Consider the following 15,804-nt stretch of genomic DNA (forward strand, 5'->3'; position numbering starts at 1 on the left):
CGATGCAATTTAGTATACCAACATATCGTTTACTCGTTGCAGTTCGGTCACAGTCTCGACCGCAACTCCTCGACTGAACGCGGAATCGAACGGACAGCCATCGGTTTGGCGAGTTCGCTGCTGGCGTGTCAGGTGATCGTCGAAGAAATCGCTTCGTCGAACGGATCATACACTGCGCGAGAAGTCTTACGAGCCCGAAGCGTTCTCGAGGTCCTCCGCAACCGCGGCTCGAACCTGCGCCTCGAGGTCTTCGCGCCGCCGGTGGCTCGACTCGGAGTCGAACCCGACCGAGAGCACCTGCGTTCCCTCGGCCTCGAGCGATCGGCGATACGCCTCCGAAAACTCGGCGGGCGAGACGCGCTCGAACTCGAGTCCGTACAGGTCGGCAAGTTTGTCGAACTCGAGGCCGTGTGGCGTCTTGAACTGGTCCGTAAAGGGCGGCTCGAACTCTTCGATCGGGAGTTTGTGGAAGATGCCGCCGCCGTCGTTGTCCAGCAGGACGATCGTCGCGTCGACGCCGCAGCGGTCGACCGCGAGCAGGCCGTTGGCGTCGTGATAGAGGGCGAGATCGCCGGTAACGAGCACGAGCGGGTCGTCGGTCGCGCTGCCGGCGCCGAGTGTCGTGCTCGTGATGCCGTCGATGCCGCTCGCGCCGCGGTTTCCGAGCACGGTGAGGTCGGCCGTCCGCGGGCGACCGAACCGGTCCGCGTCCCGGATCGGCATGCTGTTCGAGACGAAAACTGTCGCCGGATCGGGCGCGTCCTCGAAAACCGACGCGAGAATCGCACCCTCGAAGGGGGTCGACTCGAGCGCATCCCCTTCGAGCGCGGCGTCTCGAATCTGCCAGTGGTGTTTCTCCGCCCGTTCGAACTGCTCGAGCCACTCGGCGCCGGGATCCGGTGCGGTCGCTTCCTCGTCTTCCTCGAGTCGCTCGAGCAGGGCCGTGACGACCGAGTCCGGCGTCGCGGCCAGGAGATCGGTGGCAGTGAATGTCGCCTCGCGCCACTCGCCCGCGGGGTCTACCAGGCACTGGTCGGCGTCGGCGTCCCGGAGCGCGTGTCGAAGCGGTTTCGACGTCGGCGAGGCGCCGACCCGGAGGACGGTGTCTGGCGCCGGCAGTTCGTCGATATAGGAATCGTATCCCCCGAAGACGGGGCCGTCCCTGGTGTGTGCTCCGAAGCGGAGGTTCGAGAGCGGATCGGCGAGGACCGGCGCACCGATCCGATTCGCGAGGTCGACGACCGCTGCGGGCTCGAGATCGACGAGATCCGCGGGATCGGCCGGTCCGGCGACGATCAACGGACGGTCGGCGCTCGCGAGCGCACGCGCGAGGTCTCGGATGGTGGCAGCGTCGAGGGTTGGCCCTCCGCCGCTCGTCTCGACGAACGCCCCGTCGCGCCCTCTCCCGGCCAACGTGTCCGCGAACGCGTCGGGGACCTCCCCCGTCTCGGTCGGCTCGAGCGGCTTCCGGAACGGACAGTTCAGGTGTACTGGGCCCGGCGGAACGCCCGTCGTCTTCGCGAGCGCTCGAGCGGCCGTCGTCCGGAGGCTTCGAACTTTTCGCTCGTCGGCCTCGGGTTCGGGAAGTTCCGCGTCCCAGCGGACGGCGTCGCCGTAGAGGTCGACCTGGTCGATCGTCTGGTTCGCGCCGCTGTCCCGCAGTTCCGCCGGTCGGTCGGCGGTCAGCACGAGCAGCGGAACGCGCGCCTGATTGGCCTCGACGACCGCCGGGTGGAAGTTGGCGGCCGCAGTGCCGGACGTACAGACCAGCGCGGTTGGTTCTCCGGTGCGCCGGGCGCGACCGAGCGCGAAAAAGGCGGCCGAGCGCTCGTCTAAGTGCGAGAAAACCTCGATATCGCTCTCGGCGAACGCGACCGTCAGCGGCGTCGACCGACTGCCGGGGGAGAGACAGACCGCCTCGAGCCCGCCCTTCGCGAGTTCGTCGACGAGGATGCGACCCCACAGCGTCGCGCGGTTCGGTGCACTCATCTGAGTTCGTCGAGGATGGGGCGGAACTTCAGTTGTACCTCCTCCCACTCCTCGCTCGGGTCGCTGTCGGCGACGATCCCGTTACCCGCGAACAGCGTCACCGTCTCGTCGGCGGCGAGCCCCGATCGAATCCCGACCGCGAACTCGCCGTCGCCGGCGGCGTCGAACCAGCCGATCGGGGCGGCGTACCAGCCGCGGTCGAACGATTCGGTCTCTCGAATCGTCTCCAGCGCCGCACGTGGCGGCACGCCGCCGACCGCCGGCGTCGGATGCAGCGCCTCGACGAGGTCGAGGACGTGCCCGTCGCGCTCGAGCATCGCCGAAATCGGCGTCTGCAGGTGCTGGATCGTCGCGAGCCGACGGATCGTCTGCTCGTCGATAGCGAGTTCGCGCGCGAGGGGCTCGAGCTGGTCGCGGATCGCCTCGACCACGAGGCCGTGCTCGCGCTGGAACTTCTCGCTCTCGACCATCCGCTCGACGTACTCGTCGTCCTCTTCGGGCGTCTCACCCCGCGGGACGGAGCCCGCGAGCGCCTCGGTCTCGACCCGGTCGCCGCGTTTCGAGACCAGCCGCTCGGGGGGCGCACCGAAGAACGTCCCACCGACATCGCGCCCGATCAGGAACCGGTAACAGTTCGGATACTGGCGACGCAGCCGCTCGAGCGTCGCGGGGACGTCGACCGGACCGCCGAGTTCGACCGAGAGCGCCTGCGCGAGGACGACCTTCGTGAGGTCGCCGTTCGCGATTCGCTCGAGCGCCGCCTCGACCTGTCTCTGCCACGCTTCGGGTGCGGTCGTGCGTCCCGTCGATCGAACGCCGGGACCCGACCCGCTCGGCCGCATCGCCGGCAGGTCGGCCAGTCGCTCGTGCCAGTCCTCGAGGCAGCGCGTCGCCTCGTCCGCCCGCTGTGCGATCGTCGTGAGCCACGTGCCGTCGTCGCTCCGGGTAACCAGTACCTGCGGAACGACGAACGAGGCTGCCTCGAAGCCGTCCCAGGGGGACTCGGGCTCGTGACCGTCGTGAAACGAAAAGCCGCCGAACGCGCGCGGACGAGCGACCTCGGGGCCGACGTGATCGAGGCCGTCAAAGGCCGCGGCGGCCTGCGTTCGGATCTCGTCGAACCGTTCCGGGCCGCTGGCGGCGAACCGAGCGGCGATGCCACGACCGACGACCTCGAGGCCGGCGGGCGTCGCCCACTGGATACGGCACGCGTCGTCGGCTTCGACGATCGCGCCGAAGGAAACGTCCTCGAGTTCGCGACTCCGGCTCACCAGCTCGCTACTGTCTCCCGCTCCCGCTGGCCGCGAGTCGCCAGTCAGTTGTCGCCCGCCCGACGTTCGGTCCATCGAACGCACGTCAGGACTGCCGCGCCTTCAGCCTAACTATTCGGTCGGATCGTTCGGAAGAACTAGCTGTACCGCTCCTCGTTCCACGGGTTCGCCGTCTCGGAGTAGCCGCGCCGTTCCCAGTAGCCCGGCTCGGGTTCGGTGAGAAACTCGATCCCGTCGACCCACTTGGCACCCTTGTAGGCGTACTTGTGGGGGGTGACGACCCGCAGCGGACCGCCGTGATCCGCCGGTAGCTCCTCGCCGTCGTAGCTCCACGTGAAGAGAACCTCGTCGCGGAGACAGTCCTCGAGCGGCAGGTCCGTCGTGTAGTCGTCCAGCGCCGAGAACATGACGTGAACCGCATCGTCACGAACGCCGGCCCGCTCGGCGATAGTGGGGAAGGGGACTCCCGTGAACGCGCAGTCGAACTTGCTCCAGCCGGTCACACAGTGGAAGTCCTGGCGCTGGGTCACGGCCGGTAGCTCCCGGAACTCCTCCCAGGAGAAGGACAACTCCTCCTCGACGGCGCCGGTGACGGTGAACTCCCAGGTTTCGGGATCCCACTGCGGGGTACCGCTCTTCGAGAGCACCGGGAAGGCGGACGTCTCGCGCTGGCCCGGGGGTAGCCGCTCGTCGCCGAACTCCTGGTAGAGTTCTGTAACGTCGGTCGCGTCGTTCGCACTCATACGCGAGCGTTGGGTTCACGGTCACGTAGATGTGACGCTGGCGGCGCCATCGACCGGCGGATGGTCGCCCCGACGTTCGAAACGTCGAGGACGAGTTCGGCCGCCGCACCCGTGTACACAATCGTGTGGACTGATAACTACGATCGTGAGACGATCTCCCGAGGGAAACGTCGAATTAGCCGGACGGGGCGGTTATCGAAACAGGCCGAAATAGTCGAACCGGCGTCACAACTCGGGGGTACCTCGCGAAACCCTCGTCAGCCATTAGTAGTGTCTCGCCGACTGTGCTCCCTGTATGGCTAGTAAACAGCAGATGGCAGACCGCGAAATGTCAGGAGAGAAAGCAGAGGAGGTCGGCGAACAGGCTATCGGACCCGCGGCGATCGCATCCGCCGCCTCGGTTGGACTGTCGTGGTACTACTTCTTCATCCGCGGCGACCGCCAGCGAGGGATATTCGTGGGACTCTGGCCGCCGACGATCCTCGCGTTCGCGAGCTACTTCAATCAGCGGAAGATGCGCAAACAGCTCGATTCGATCACGCAGCCGGGCACGACGCTCAAGAACGCGATCGACTCCATGATGGGCAACAAGTAGCCTCGTTCCCCATTTCGGTCCCTCGCCGACGCGGTTCGGCCAGTAATTCCCGGCAATCAACCCTGCCATCACGACAGGGGAACAATAGTTTCGCGCGAGAAATTTTTTCTTTCCCATCGACGCAGATTGCCCGTCAGAGCTAAATACCCCCTCGCCGAAAGCCGAATCAGATGCCGAAAGTAGAGATCACCATCCCCGAACACCTCGAGATGCAGATTGCGCAGATGGTCGAGCGTGGCGAGTTCGTCAACCGCGAGGAAGCGATCGAAGACCTCCTCTCGACGGGCATCAAAGCGTACAAGACCAGTGGACCGATGGACGAGGACGACGAAGGAATGGGTAGCGGACTCGAAGACGACGGAATGATGGGCCACGACGACGAGTACGTCTTCTAACTTCTACAGCCCGAGTGCGAGCAACGGGATCCCGAACGCGATCAGGATGCCGACGAGCGCAACTGCAACGCCGACGCCGACGTCGCGCGTCGTGTAATCGTCCATCGGCGCGGTCGTTCGGTCGGCCTCGAGATCGTGGCCGACGTCGGCGGCCGAGTCGTGATCAACCGCAGGGTCGGTGTCGGTGTCGTCTGCCATACCTGCGTGTTGCCGACTCGGGATCTTAAATTCACCTACAGCGAGACGGACAGCCCCTGGCTCGAACCGGGGTTCAGTTCGAGCGGACGTGTCCCGGAACGGAGGCTGCTCCCGCCGGAGGTATGTCACCGACTGTTCGATCCAGACGGCTTTACTACCCCGGGTTCCAACGTCCGGCTAACAAATGGCCCTGACCAAGCGAGTCATCCCGTGTATCGACGTCGATCTCGACGAAGACGGGAACCCGGCGGTCTACACCGGCGTTCACTTCGAGGATCTAAAATACACCGGCGATCCGGTCGAGATGGCCCGGGCGTACAACGAGGCGGGCGCCGACGAGTTCGTCTTCCTCGACATCACCGCCTCGGCGGAGGGACGCGAGACCATGCTCGACGTCGTCCGCGACGTCGCTGACGAGGTCTTCATCCCGCTCACCGTGGGTGGCGGCATTCGGACCACCGACGACATCAAGGAGACGCTCCGGGCGGGGGCCGACAAGGTCTCGATCACGACCGGCGCGCTCGAGCGACCCGAACTCATCACCGAGGGGGCGCGTGCGTTCGGCAGCCAGTGTATCGTCATCAGCGTCGACGCCAGACGGCGATTCGACGAGGAGGGCGAACACTACGTCGAGGTCGACGGCGAGTCCTGCTGGTTCGAGTGCACCAAGAAGGGCGGTCGCGAAGGGACCGGGATCGACGTCCTCGAGTGGGCCCGGGAGGCCGAAACCCGCGGTGCGGGCGAACTGTTCGTCAACTCGATCGACAAGGACGGTACCAAGGACGGCTACGACGTTCCGCTGACGAAGGCCGTCTGCGATGCCGTCGACACGCCGGTCATCGCCTCGTCGGGCTGTGGCGGCCCCGAGGACCTGTACGAGGTGTTCACCGAGGCCAACGCCGACGCCGGCCTCGCGGCGTCGATCTTCCACTTCGACGAGCACTCGATCCAGGAGTGCAAGGAGTATCTGGACGAACACGACGTGCCGGTCCGGTTCTGAGCCGTGAGCGATGCGCGGTTCGGAGGCCGAGGGCCGAGAACCGCGAACAGCGAACGGAGGCGACGCATCCGTGAGCGAGCAGCGCGAGTGAGCGGCTTTTTGGTGCAGATTCTTGCGCGAGGGTGAACTGAAGCGAACCGGAGTACAACGAGGTGCCAACGGAGAAATGCTGACGGAGAGATGCTAACGGAGTACCTAGACGAGCGTGACGTGCCGATCCGATTCTGAAGCGGCTTTCGGGAACTGTCTCGGTGGGTCGCCCGTCCACCGTTGCATCGTGGGCCGATCACGTCCACTCCTCGAGGGCGCCCCACGATCGCGTCTCGTCGATGCGGATCGAGACGACCGGTCGCTCCTGGAGGTCGTGATCGTCGTACTGTTCGTAGGTCGACCGGAGCGCTCGAACGGCCGCTTCGTGGCCGCTCTCGTCCGGGTGAACCACGTCGGCCCGTCCGCGGACCTGCACCCACGCGAGACGAGACCAGTCCTCGCTGTAGCGGTCGACGAGCACCGAGACCCACGGATTCGACCGAATATTTCGAACTCGCCGGAGTTCCCGCGTCGATTTCGGCTTCTCGTCGATCGCCGAGACGAGTCGGACCTCGTGCGCCCCGTCGACGAGCGCGTAACAGATCGGAACGGGGTGTGGCCGATTCCGTGCGTCGACCGTCGCCAGCGACCCGACTCGAGCCCGCTCGAGGAACGCCCGCTCTGCCGGCGTCATACGGAGACGACGCCGACGAGCGGGAAAACGCTGGTCCCGGATCGGAGCGGCCCTCGCGCGACGGGCCAAGGAGCGCGGTATCCAGTACGCTTATAGCTCCGTAGTCGTGCTCTTCTACCAGTGAAGTGGCGGTGCACCTGGTGTGGCAAACCACACGCGGAAGACGATCCTCCCTGTGACGAGTGCGGACACAACACGTTCGAGGAGGCGGTCGTTCGACAGGGCGAAGAGGGGCCAGCACGGACGAAGACCGTCGATACCGGCACGACCTACGTCTGGCGGTGCCAGAACTGCGGCCGGAATCACGTCAAAAACAATCCGCCCTGTGCTCGCTGCGGCGAACACGACCTCGAGAAGATCGAGCAGACCTACGACGACGTCGGTCGCGAGCTCGACGTCCCCGGCTGGCTCGAGGTCGCAAAACCCTATCTTCCGGCGTTCGCCATCATCGGCGTCGTCGCCCTCCTGTTCGTGACGGGGATCATCCCTGCCTCGATCCTGCCGGGAATCGGCCACCCCTCCCCGCCGGACGCCCCCGGCGAGGGATCGACGGCTGCCGGACTCGATCTCGAGGAGACCGAACTGCTGGTCCACGAGCGACTCGAGGCCGAGCGAACGGACAGTGAGACGCAGTACGACGACGACCTCGCGGCGTTCGCGGAGTACCAAAACCGGGCGCTCGTGTCACAGGAGTACGACGGCGCGGAACCTGATCCCGCCGGACTCGACGAGTTCGGCGTCGACTGTAGCGTCAACCCCGCCGGCACGTCACTGTCGCTCACCGAATCGACTATCGACGAGTACGACGACGAGGCGACACTCGCCGACGACGTCGCCGCCGCGTTGCTCGCCTCGGATCTCGGCGACGACGTTCGATCCGGCTATCCGAGTGAGGGACTCGACGTCCACGCGACCGACGACGCCGTCCACGTCACGTACGTCACCTGTTGAAACGGACCGACACGGCAACCAGAACGGAGACGCGACGCTCGTAAACCGGATCGAAACGCGACGAGAAGGGTCCGATTCGAAACGAGTTACGCTGCTGCTTCGAAGGCGTCGCGGAAGTCGCTTGCCTTCTCGCGAACGTCGACCGCGGCCCCTTCGAGGGCCTCGAGGGGATCGACGCCGTCTTCGGTCTTGATCGTCAGAATCGGCTCCGTCTGTCCACCGGACTGTTCGGGATTCACGTCGTACGTTGCCGCGCTCACGTCGTCGTGCTCGAGGAGGGCACCCTTGAGGACGTTCATGAACGTGTGATCCTCGCCGGCGATCTCGATCGAGAGTTCGTTCTCGCTGCTCTCGGTGACCCGCAGTTCCATACCCATTTCTGGGGTCGTCAGCCGCTTGTACCTTTCCTTTTCGACCCCTCTCGGTGGGGTGCGATCATCACGAACGTGGAGAAACTCATATAGGGAGACGGCCAAACCACAGGACATGGATCCGATCACGGTCGTGGTCGCGGGACTCGTCGTGGTCGCGCTGCTCGGTTCCGTGGCGATCGTCCGGCGACTCCACCGGCCGGACCGGCCGTGGATCGAGATCGCACGGGCGCGACTCGTGATGGGCGTCCCGTGGGGGTCGCTGGTCGTGATCGGCGCGGTCTGTTTCGTCTATCTGTTCGTCCAGGACGGGATCACGAACCCCGCGGATCCCGTCACCGTTCCGTACCGGGCCTGGTCGTACTTCTACCCGTTCGGGATGCTTACCGCGTCGTTCTCCCACGTCGGGCCGACGCACCTCGTCGGAAACGTCCTGGGTGCGGCCGTCGTCGCACCGATCGCCGAGTACGCCTGGGGCCACTACCCGGACGAAGGCGACGCCGAGGCGGCCGACTCCTGGCGAAGCAACCCCTGGGTTCGAGCGCTGGTCGTCTTCCCGCTGGTCGTGTTCGCCATCGGGATCGGTACCAGCCTCTTCGCGCTCGGCCCCGTGATCGGCTTCTCGGGACTCGTCTTCGCGTTCGCCGGCTTCGCCATCGTCCACTACCCGATCGTGACGCTCGTCGGAACGCTCGGCGTGCAGGGTGCGCTTCTGACGATCGTTCGGGCGCTTCGAGATCCCGTCAGTGTCTACGTCGCCGAGCCGAGTCCGCCGGGGCCGCCCACGTGGGCGACGATCGCCATCCAGGGACACGCGCTCGGGTTCTTCATCGGCGTCGTCCTCGGAATCGTCCTGTTGCGGCGCCGTGGTAGCCGCACCGACCCGCTCCACCTCTGGATCGCCATCCTCCTGTTCGGTTTCGCCAAGTCGCTGTGGGCGATCTACTGGTTCGGCGGCGACAACACGTTCGTTCTCTTTCGGGGGCCCGGAGTCGTCGCCGTCACGGTGCTCGCGGTCCTGATCACGCTCGCGGTCGCCGGCTCCGAACGGTCGGTCGTTCCGCGACGATTCCGAACGGCTGATACCCGCCCGAGCGACCGATCTTCGCCCGAGACACGATCGCTCGAGATCGTCGACGGCCGTTCCAGCCACACCGACCCCGCCACACGACTCGAGCGCATCACGGAGATCGCCCGCGGGACGCGGACGGACGAACGGAGATCGGGCCCGAGTCGCCGACGAACGGCGTTCCTGACGATTCTCGTCGTGACCGCGGTGCTCGCTGGAATTGCCGTCCCCGCCAATCTGCTCGTCGTCGAGGGTGGCGACCCGTCCTCGGAGTCACACGTCGAGATCGAGGGGTACACCGTCGAGTACGCCGAGAGCGTCGAGAACGAACTCGTCTCTCCGGTCGCCGTCGGGCCGCTCGACGACGCCATCACCCTCGAGTCGAGCGGCGTGATCGTCACGAGCGACCAGCGCCAGATCTGGCTCGAGGCGGTGACGAGCCAGCGACTCGCGTTCACCGGCGAGGAGACGGTCTACGTCGGCGGACCCGGCTGGCGGGAAGCCGTCCACGTCGAGCGAACCGGCTGGGAACCGATCGGCAACGAGACGGTCTACCAGGTCTGGATCCAGGAGGACGGTGGGGAGCGCCAGCTCGCCCACGAGTCGAACGGCTCGGAAGCCGACGTTCGTATCGACGACCGTGAGGTCGCGGTCGCATCCGAGGACGGCGAGTTCGCTCTCGAGGTCACCGAGGCCGATGGAGACGACGTCACGACGGCACCGATCCCCGAGGAAAACGAGTCGACCGAGGTGGGCGGACTTACCTTCGAGCACGACGACGGAACGATCTACGCGGTCTCGAACGGAACGGAAGTCGCCGTCGCGACCGAAGAGACGTACAGTTGAGGTGTGACTGGCTATCGTATCAACTTTCGAATTCGGAACCCAGTTCGTCAGTCGCGTTCCGTTCTCGAAATGTCCGCATCCTCGTATCCCGTCGCCCTGAAAAAGCGCCGTTCGATGATTCTCGCGGCGATGTCGATGAGATCGTCACCGTTCTTCGACGCATCTGCGAAGAGGCCGAGCGGAATCTGTGCGGCCGCCCTGTCGTCGTGGCCCCCGGCGGAGCCGACGTCGCCGAACACCTTCTCGAGGAGAGCGCCCAGGTCGACCCGCGAGTCGGTCGACCGGGCGCTGACGTGTATCTGATCGCCGCTGATACCGAACACGAGAACGGTCTGTACGCCCTCGAGATTCAGCAGGTAGTCCGCGGCCTGCGGAAGCACGTCCCGTTCCGTACTCCGGCCGACGCTCGCGACGAGGTAGGCCGATTGAACCGTTCGGGTACGGATGGCCTCGGCGATGGCGTCGACAGTGATTTCCGACAGTGGTGGGTCGTTCATTTCCCTGAGGAGACTGAGATCGACGAACGGATGGAGATACAGCGCCGCTGCGTACTCCTTTTTGGTGACGTTCTGGAGAAAGTCGAGCGTTTCCCGTCGAATCGCGAACAGGAGCGCCGTCGCCAGCTCCGAGTCGAGCGGGAGGTCGAGCGCCCGATGGTACTCGACGATGATCGACGTCGTACTGCTGTACTCCTCACGCACGTCGACGAACGTGGCCGGCGGTTCGTCTCCGGGATGGTGATCGATCACGATGTCGACGCTCGTCTCGGGCTGGAGACCGTTGTTTCGTCCCGGAATCGAGCAATCCACCAGCGCGATGCGGTCGAACTCCGCCACGGCGTCCGCCGTACACTGCTCGAGGTCGATATCGAGGAGGTTCACGAAGACGCGATTCTGTGGGTGGGTGACTTCGCCGCCGTAGAAGAACGTCACGTCCCAGACGCTCGCGTACTCGGCGACGCGCTTGAGCGCGAGCGCGCTCGCCAGACAGTCCGGATCCGGGTTATCGTGACAGATGATGGCCAGTGACTCCGTGTCAGACAGCAAGTCGACTAGCCGCTCGGCGCGAGATACTTCGATCGGTGGTTCGCCCGCGGAGCGATCCTCGGCCGGCGCGTCGTCCACCTCGACGGACGCCTCTCCGGTTGTGTCCTCTTCGGTCGAATCCGCCTCCGGGGTCTCTGACCGAGACTGTTCGTTGGCCATGTATCGTTCCCACCTCCTGGACCGGGACGATCTGTAACGCTTCAACTCCTCTCCGGTGGATCAAGATGCTTGTCGCTGCACTTGCCGTCTCGCTTGTCAAAAATCGAATCGAGCGGTGAGAACGAATCCGGCTATAGTAACGACTGAAACCACCTACACAGCGATCGCGCTGTCTGCGGTTCTCGCTCGCGTTCCGCGGTTCTCACTCACTTCGTTCGCTCACGGGTCGTTCCTCCCCGTTCGCGTTCCGCGGTTCTCACTCACTTCGTTCGTTCCGAACCGCGCACGTTCCGAACCGCGCACGTTCCGAACCGCGCTCACTCCGACCCGCGCTCCCGTTGTGCGCTCGGGTGTGCAGTGAGTTTCAGTGGCTACTATCGCTCCACTCGATCCGGAACACTTCCGCCTCGAGCGTCGCCTCCGCCTCGGTGTGGAAGTCGAAGCGCTTCGCGATCGGAAACGCGGCACGAAACGCGTGCGTGACCTCGCCACCCTCGTCGTCGGCGAACGATTCGACGAACGACTGGCTCCCCTCGTTGTGGATCGTGTAGGAGACGGTCGCGAGTTCACGCGCCGTCTCGAGAAACTCCCGGTCGGCGTGGCGGTTACCGCGCTGTGCACCGAACGGCGGATTCGAGAGCACGGTCGCATCGGTGATCGACAGCGGATGCCGCGTGACGTCGCCACGGACCCAGTCGATCGCGGCAGTAGCACCGACTTCGGTCGCGTTCCGGCGCGCGAGCGCGAGCGCTCCGGGGTCGACGTCGACGCCGACGACACGGTCGGCTCCCGCCATCGCGGCACCGATCCCGAGCATCCCCGTTCCGGTTCCGAGATCGATAATTGGCCGCTCGAGATCGCCCTGGAGGCCCGCGAGGTGACAGATGTGGGCGGCGATCTCGGGCGGCGTGAGATACTGTTCGAGCGTCGCCGACGGCTCGGCGAAGTCCTCGAGCGACTCGAGCCGACGAGCGAGCGTGCGCCGGGAGGGGCCGGACATTACGCCGGCGTCAGTGCTCGATCGTAATGGGCCCGTCGAGTTCCAGTTCGATACCCTCTCGTTCGGCGCGCTCCGCGCAGGCCGCGAGCGCCGGGCGAACCTTCTCGACGTTGGCGACGTCGTCGGTCTCGACCGTGACGGAGCCGACGCCGAGGAACGCACCCGCGCGAACGTAGCTCCTGATCCGGTCGATCTCGTCCTGCGTGGCGAGCGAGCAGTCTTCGTCGAAACAGGCGCCGACGGTCAACCCTGCCGGGAACAGCTCTTTTCGGGTCAGTTCCTGTTTGAGGTCGCGAAGGTATCCTGGTGACGTCGATTCGAGCGCCGATGCCTCGAGAGTCACCGGAGTGACGTCTGCGGGTCGGCAGCGATCGATCGGCGACTCGAACTCGGACGATGGGGTGGTGCTCATTGAACGTCCATACACAGCCTGCATACAAAAAGTTTGTTGATGCATGAAAGTAATATTTGGGCCGGCGGACTCAGTTCTGCTCTGACGGCGTAGTAGCTATCCGCTGTCTGGTAGGTTCAAATAGAGTTAAGAACGGGCCGGAACAGGGACAGATATGGACCAGTGTCCACGGTGCCAGAGCCCGCTCGAGGAGCTCTCGTTAGGAGAGGCTGCGACGGTTACGTGTTCCCGCTGTGGGTACGCCGACGTCCCCGTGGAGCACGAGCGTGTCGGCGAAGAAGTGGAATCCTGGCGCGACGCGCTCAACCGCTTCTACGAGGGGTAGACGCTGCGCGGCGTCTCGCGAGTCGAGAGTACCCGTAGAGCGTACCGCACAAAAAGAGCTGAAATACCGACTCCCGCTACTCGCTCGCTGCCGCTTCGGCTTCCGCCTCCTCGCTCTGATCGTGATCGACGTCCTCGTCGGACCGGGCGGCGACGAGGCCACCGCGTGCGACGCTGTACAGCGGTTCGTTCGCGTGGGAGACACCGCTGATCGAGAACGGGATGTTCGCGTCCTCGAGGTGGTCGCGGAACAGGTCCTCGAAGCCGCTGGGGCTCGAGGTGCCGCCGGTGACGACGACCGGAACGTCGAGTCCCTCCTCGACGTCCTCCTCGTCGACCTCCTGGACGATGTTCTCGATGACGTAGTCGAGCAGGTTCTCGTAGTAGATCGAGAGCGCGCCCTCGACGCCGCCGACGTCCGTCGTAAAGTCGAGTTCGAAGTCGTTCTCCTTGATCGAGGTCACCTTGTCGACCGGCGTGCCGGTCGCGCGGGCGGCCTGCTCGTCGACCCAGTCGCCACCGCGAGCGACGGAGAACTTCATGACGGGCACCGCGTAGTAGGACAGACAGACGTTCGTCATCCCCGCACCGAAGCTGATGCCGAGTCCGGTGAAGTTGTTGTCTGCGAGTTCGGAGTAGATGACGGACATCCCCTCGTTGATCGGCTCGGAGTCGTACCCCATATCGTTGAGGAACGACTCGATCGTTTTCTGGTGGTACAGCGTCGAGAGATCCGAATCGATCGGATCGGCCGGTGACGAGAAGTACAGCTTCTCGTCCGGATACGCAGGTTCTCCGACGACCTGTTCGATGATGAGTTTCATCATCGGGATCGCGCTCTTCTCGTCGTTCGAGAGGATCCCGTGTTTCATCGGTCGTCGCGTCTCCTTGTTGAAGATGTTCGCGAAGTTCAGGGCGTCGTCGCCGACGACGTACACCTTGTCGTCCTTGCGAATGTGGAGAACCTCGCTTCGCGAGAGCATCTGTTCGGCCATATCCGAGTACTCGATCTCTACGAAGGAGTTTCGCTGCTGTACGAACACCGTGTCGTTTCCATCCTGCTGTGCTGACAGGATGTTCATTGTTCCGACGTCTAGGCCTTTGGCCATATTGGCCAAGGTAACTGATTCGTTATAAGTCTAGTGTACCGACTGTCTTAATTTCTTGAGCATTCGGGAAGGATACGTTTCTCGACGGCTCGTCGTTACTTCCGTGCGACCAGCGTACGGAACCGCCCGAGCAGTGTCGAGACGACTCCGGTCGACTGCGAACCCTCGTCGGCGGCGGCCTCTTGGCGCTTCTGTTCGCGAAGTTCCTTCAGTTTCGATGTCTGGTCGTCCACGGTCGAACTCGAGGTCGTCTTCTTCGTCTCGCCTCTTTTCAGCCCCTTGAGACCGTCGACCTGTGCGTCGACACCCGAGGAGCGGGTGGTCTTGGTTCCGGCGCTCGCGTCGATCGAGACGCCCTCGAGATCGTTCTCGGAGAAACTCAGCCGCTTGTGTTCGGTCTTTTCGACGCCGCCCCAGGAGAGTTCGACGTCCTCCATCGCCTCGTCGATGTCCCGCTGGACGTCGGCGTCGGAGAACTCGTCTTCCTCGTCTGTGTCGTCGATCTCGACAGTTTCCGCCTGGCGCGCGAGGTCGAGGTAGTGTGCGACGAGCGCCGCGCCGGTCGACGCGATGAGGCCCGACAGACCGACCGCGTACGTCGCGACGACCTCGACCGTGTAGTCGACGTCGCGGACGAAGTGCCAGTTCGTGGGATACGCGTAGAGGAAGCCGCCGACTGCGGCCGCGGTGATCACGGCGCCACCGATCGAGGTGTACAGCATTCGGCGCTCGGACGGCAGGAGGACGACGATTCCCAGCATCATCGCCGGGAGCGAGAGCATTCCCAGCGCGTACGCCGGCTGGATCAAATCGTAGTACGCGCTGTCTAGCGTGTGTGCTTCGTGCGTGCTTCCCCAGAGGAAAAGCACGAGCGCTGTCATCGCGATCCCGATACCGCCGAAGAAGAGAGCGAACCCGACGTAGACGTCGGTTCGTCCCTCCGGTTCGCCGATGTACCGACGGTAGAGGTCGAAGAGGTACCCATCAGGGGACTGTTCCGCTGCCATTGACTCCCCGTTTACACTCCAGTACTATGACTGTTGGGCTCACCGATAGGTCTTGTTTCATGAATATCATCGACCGTGAAAGCAGCCGTGATAGGCCCTCGAAGCTTGAGAAAGCAATACGACGTCGTGCCGAACCACCACATTTCATTTGTATTATGGTTCAGGTCCGCCACACTGCGGCTCAGCCGCCCAGTACGAACGCGAACGACTCGCGTGGTAGCCGAACGACTCGCCGTTCGGTCACAGTCTCGTGAGTGGAACGAGTGCTCGGCGAACCGTTTTCGAATACAGACTGGACAGAATACTTAACAATAGTCGCATGATGGTAGATGTGTGCCCAACGAACCGTCCGAGGACGAACTCGAGGTGCTCGAAAAGCGAGTCGAAGCACTCGAAACGCAACTCGACGGTCAATCCAGCCAGTTGCGACGTCTCTGGGGTGTCCTCTTGCTCGTCGTCGGCACCATCGTTCTCTTCGGCTTCAGCATCCTCGTTCCGCAAACTGGAACGAGGGCGCTGCTGATTTTGGCGATCTGGAGTCTCCCGTTCGTCATTTTCTACCTGGCACGATGATGAACACACGAAGGAGCGCCAC

Annotated in this window: 18 protein-coding genes; 7 read left to right on the top strand and 11 right to left on the bottom strand. The window is 64.3% G+C overall.

Annotated elements, in window-relative coordinates; all coding sequences use genetic code 11:
* Nucleotides 1–186: 186 nt before the first annotated feature.
* The 3 genes from menD to CV102_RS18775 all read right to left on the bottom strand — a co-directional run bounded on the left by menD (nucleotide 187) and on the right by CV102_RS18775 (nucleotide 4,003).
* Complete coding sequence (gene menD / locus CV102_RS18765; RefSeq protein ID WP_148859565.1) at nucleotides 187–1,989, bottom strand: 2-succinyl-5-enolpyruvyl-6-hydroxy-3-cyclohexene-1-carboxylic-acid synthase; 1,803 nt, start codon at nucleotides 1,987–1,989, stop codon at nucleotides 187–189.
* Nucleotides 1,986–3,335, bottom strand: a complete 1,350-nt coding sequence (locus tag CV102_RS18770) for an isochorismate synthase (RefSeq protein WP_148859566.1) — start codon at nucleotides 3,333–3,335, stop codon at nucleotides 1,986–1,988. Before CV102_RS18770 ends, menD begins: the two co-directional genes overlap by 4 nt.
* A 62-nt stretch (nucleotides 3,336–3,397) precedes the next feature.
* Nucleotides 3,398–4,003, bottom strand: coding sequence for a sulfite oxidase-like oxidoreductase (locus CV102_RS18775; protein WP_148859567.1), 606 nt, complete (start codon nucleotides 4,001–4,003; stop codon nucleotides 3,398–3,400).
* Nucleotides 4,004–4,298: 295 nt separating this feature from the next.
* On the opposite strand from CV102_RS18775, the gene CV102_RS18780 reads away from it, so the two are divergent.
* Both CV102_RS18780 and CV102_RS18785 read left to right on the top strand, forming a co-directional pair.
* Nucleotides 4,299–4,598, top strand: coding sequence for a hypothetical protein (locus tag CV102_RS18780; protein ID WP_148859568.1), 300 nt, complete (start codon nucleotides 4,299–4,301; stop codon nucleotides 4,596–4,598).
* Between the two features lie 170 nt (nucleotides 4,599–4,768).
* Nucleotides 4,769–4,993, top strand: a complete 225-nt coding sequence (locus CV102_RS18785; RefSeq protein WP_148859569.1) for a ribbon-helix-helix domain-containing protein — start codon at nucleotides 4,769–4,771, stop codon at nucleotides 4,991–4,993.
* 3 nt (nucleotides 4,994–4,996) lie between these two features.
* On the opposite strand, the gene CV102_RS18790 is transcribed toward CV102_RS18785, so the two are convergent.
* Nucleotides 4,997–5,191, bottom strand: coding sequence for a DUF7550 family protein (locus CV102_RS18790; protein ID WP_148859570.1), 195 nt, complete (start codon nucleotides 5,189–5,191; stop codon nucleotides 4,997–4,999).
* Nucleotides 5,192–5,375: 184 nt separating this feature from the next.
* On the opposite strand from CV102_RS18790, the gene hisF reads away from it, so the two are divergent.
* On the top strand, nucleotides 5,376–6,191 hold the full coding sequence (hisF, locus tag CV102_RS18795) for an imidazole glycerol phosphate synthase subunit HisF (protein WP_148859571.1): 816 nt from the start codon (nucleotides 5,376–5,378) through the stop codon (nucleotides 6,189–6,191).
* A 286-nt stretch (nucleotides 6,192–6,477) separates the two neighbouring features.
* Here the strand turns inward: hisF and CV102_RS18800 are convergent, their stop codons facing one another.
* Nucleotides 6,478–6,915, bottom strand: coding sequence for a TIGR03668 family PPOX class F420-dependent oxidoreductase (locus tag CV102_RS18800; RefSeq protein WP_148859572.1), 438 nt, complete (start codon nucleotides 6,913–6,915; stop codon nucleotides 6,478–6,480).
* Between the two features lie 120 nt (nucleotides 6,916–7,035).
* Here CV102_RS18800 and CV102_RS18805 point away from each other — a divergent pair, with 120 nt between their 5' ends.
* Nucleotides 7,036–7,866, top strand: coding sequence for a hypothetical protein (locus CV102_RS18805; protein WP_148859573.1), 831 nt, complete (start codon nucleotides 7,036–7,038; stop codon nucleotides 7,864–7,866).
* An 86-nt stretch (nucleotides 7,867–7,952) separates the two neighbouring features.
* On the opposite strand, the gene CV102_RS18810 is transcribed toward CV102_RS18805, so the two are convergent.
* Nucleotides 7,953–8,237, bottom strand: coding sequence for a DNA-directed RNA polymerase subunit L (locus tag CV102_RS18810; protein WP_148859574.1), 285 nt, complete (start codon nucleotides 8,235–8,237; stop codon nucleotides 7,953–7,955).
* Nucleotides 8,238–8,352: 115 nt separating this feature from the next.
* Between CV102_RS18810 and CV102_RS18815 the strand changes: the two genes are divergently transcribed.
* Nucleotides 8,353–10,152: a rhomboid family intramembrane serine protease gene (locus CV102_RS18815; protein WP_148859575.1), complete on the top strand. Its 1,800-nt coding sequence runs from the start codon at nucleotides 8,353–8,355 to the stop codon at nucleotides 10,150–10,152.
* 47 nt (nucleotides 10,153–10,199) lie between these two features.
* Here the strand turns inward: CV102_RS18815 and CV102_RS18820 are convergent, their stop codons facing one another.
* From CV102_RS18820 to CV102_RS18835, 3 genes are all read right to left on the bottom strand, one after another.
* Nucleotides 10,200–11,357: a DHH family phosphoesterase gene (locus tag CV102_RS18820; protein WP_148859576.1), complete on the bottom strand. Its 1,158-nt coding sequence runs from the start codon at nucleotides 11,355–11,357 to the stop codon at nucleotides 10,200–10,202.
* A gap of 364 nt (nucleotides 11,358–11,721) precedes the next feature.
* Nucleotides 11,722–12,357 (bottom strand): METTL5 family protein, encoded by a 636-nt coding sequence (locus CV102_RS18830; RefSeq protein ID WP_148859577.1) that lies wholly within the window; start codon nucleotides 12,355–12,357, stop codon nucleotides 11,722–11,724.
* 10 nt (nucleotides 12,358–12,367) lie between these two features.
* Nucleotides 12,368–12,769 (bottom strand): hypothetical protein, encoded by a 402-nt coding sequence (locus tag CV102_RS18835; RefSeq protein WP_148859578.1) that lies wholly within the window; start codon nucleotides 12,767–12,769, stop codon nucleotides 12,368–12,370.
* A 154-nt stretch (nucleotides 12,770–12,923) separates the two neighbouring features.
* Here CV102_RS18835 and CV102_RS18840 point away from each other — a divergent pair, with 154 nt between their 5' ends.
* Nucleotides 12,924–13,094: a zf-TFIIB domain-containing protein gene (locus CV102_RS18840; RefSeq protein WP_148859579.1), complete on the top strand. Its 171-nt coding sequence runs from the start codon at nucleotides 12,924–12,926 to the stop codon at nucleotides 13,092–13,094.
* A gap of 76 nt (nucleotides 13,095–13,170) precedes the next feature.
* Here CV102_RS18840 and CV102_RS18845 read toward each other — a convergent pair whose 3' ends face one another.
* Both CV102_RS18845 and CV102_RS18850 read right to left on the bottom strand, forming a co-directional pair.
* Nucleotides 13,171–14,202 (bottom strand): hypothetical protein, encoded by a 1,032-nt coding sequence (locus CV102_RS18845; RefSeq protein WP_148859580.1) that lies wholly within the window; start codon nucleotides 14,200–14,202, stop codon nucleotides 13,171–13,173.
* Nucleotides 14,203–14,297: 95 nt separating this feature from the next.
* Nucleotides 14,298–15,209, bottom strand: coding sequence for a DUF7139 domain-containing protein (locus CV102_RS18850; protein WP_148859581.1), 912 nt, complete (start codon nucleotides 15,207–15,209; stop codon nucleotides 14,298–14,300).
* Between the two features lie 333 nt (nucleotides 15,210–15,542).
* Between CV102_RS18850 and CV102_RS18855 the strand changes: the two genes are divergently transcribed.
* Nucleotides 15,543–15,782 carry a hypothetical protein gene (locus CV102_RS18855; protein ID WP_148859582.1) on the top strand — a complete coding sequence of 80 codons (240 nt, stop codon included), beginning with the start codon at nucleotides 15,543–15,545 and terminating at the stop codon, nucleotides 15,780–15,782.
* The last annotated feature ends 22 nt before the right edge of the window (nucleotides 15,783–15,804 follow it).

The organism is Natronococcus pandeyae (genome assembly GCF_008122205.1).
Taxonomy (GTDB): Archaea; Halobacteriota; Halobacteria; order Halobacteriales; family Natrialbaceae; genus Natronococcus; species Natronococcus pandeyae.

What these genes read in the sequence shown, in the direction of transcription:
- CV102_RS18815 (WP_148859575.1), top strand. Translation starts at nt 8,353, where the DNA reads ATGGATCCGATCACGGTCGTGGTCGCGGGACTCGTCGTGGTCGCGCTG.
- CV102_RS18810 (WP_148859574.1), bottom strand. Translation starts at nt 8,237, where the DNA reads ATGGAACTGCGGGTCACCGAGAGCAGCGAGAACGAACTCTCGATCGAG.
- CV102_RS18790 (WP_148859570.1), bottom strand. Translation starts at nt 5,191, where the DNA reads ATGGCAGACGACACCGACACCGACCCTGCGGTTGATCACGACTCGGCC.
- CV102_RS18800 (WP_148859572.1), bottom strand. Translation starts at nt 6,915, where the DNA reads ATGACGCCGGCAGAGCGGGCGTTCCTCGAGCGGGCTCGAGTCGGGTCG.
- CV102_RS18830 (WP_148859577.1), bottom strand. Translation starts at nt 12,357, where the DNA reads ATGTCCGGCCCCTCCCGGCGCACGCTCGCTCGTCGGCTCGAGTCGCTC.
- CV102_RS18775 (WP_148859567.1), bottom strand. Translation starts at nt 4,003, where the DNA reads ATGAGTGCGAACGACGCGACCGACGTTACAGAACTCTACCAGGAGTTC.
- CV102_RS18820 (WP_148859576.1), bottom strand. Translation starts at nt 11,357, where the DNA reads ATGGCCAACGAACAGTCTCGGTCAGAGACCCCGGAGGCGGATTCGACC.
- CV102_RS18845 (WP_148859580.1), bottom strand. Translation starts at nt 14,202, where the DNA reads ATGGCCAAAGGCCTAGACGTCGGAACAATGAACATCCTGTCAGCACAG.
- CV102_RS18785 (WP_148859569.1), top strand. Translation starts at nt 4,769, where the DNA reads ATGCCGAAAGTAGAGATCACCATCCCCGAACACCTCGAGATGCAGATT.
- CV102_RS18780 (WP_148859568.1), top strand. Translation starts at nt 4,299, where the DNA reads ATGGCTAGTAAACAGCAGATGGCAGACCGCGAAATGTCAGGAGAGAAA.
- CV102_RS18835 (WP_148859578.1), bottom strand. Translation starts at nt 12,769, where the DNA reads ATGAGCACCACCCCATCGTCCGAGTTCGAGTCGCCGATCGATCGCTGC.
- menD (WP_148859565.1), bottom strand. Translation starts at nt 1,989, where the DNA reads ATGAGTGCACCGAACCGCGCGACGCTGTGGGGTCGCATCCTCGTCGAC.
- CV102_RS18840 (WP_148859579.1), top strand. Translation starts at nt 12,924, where the DNA reads ATGGACCAGTGTCCACGGTGCCAGAGCCCGCTCGAGGAGCTCTCGTTA.
- CV102_RS18770 (WP_148859566.1), bottom strand. Translation starts at nt 3,335, where the DNA reads ATGGACCGAACGTCGGGCGGGCGACAACTGACTGGCGACTCGCGGCCA.
- hisF (WP_148859571.1), top strand. Translation starts at nt 5,376, where the DNA reads ATGGCCCTGACCAAGCGAGTCATCCCGTGTATCGACGTCGATCTCGAC.
- CV102_RS18850 (WP_148859581.1), bottom strand. Translation starts at nt 15,209, where the DNA reads ATGGCAGCGGAACAGTCCCCTGATGGGTACCTCTTCGACCTCTACCGT.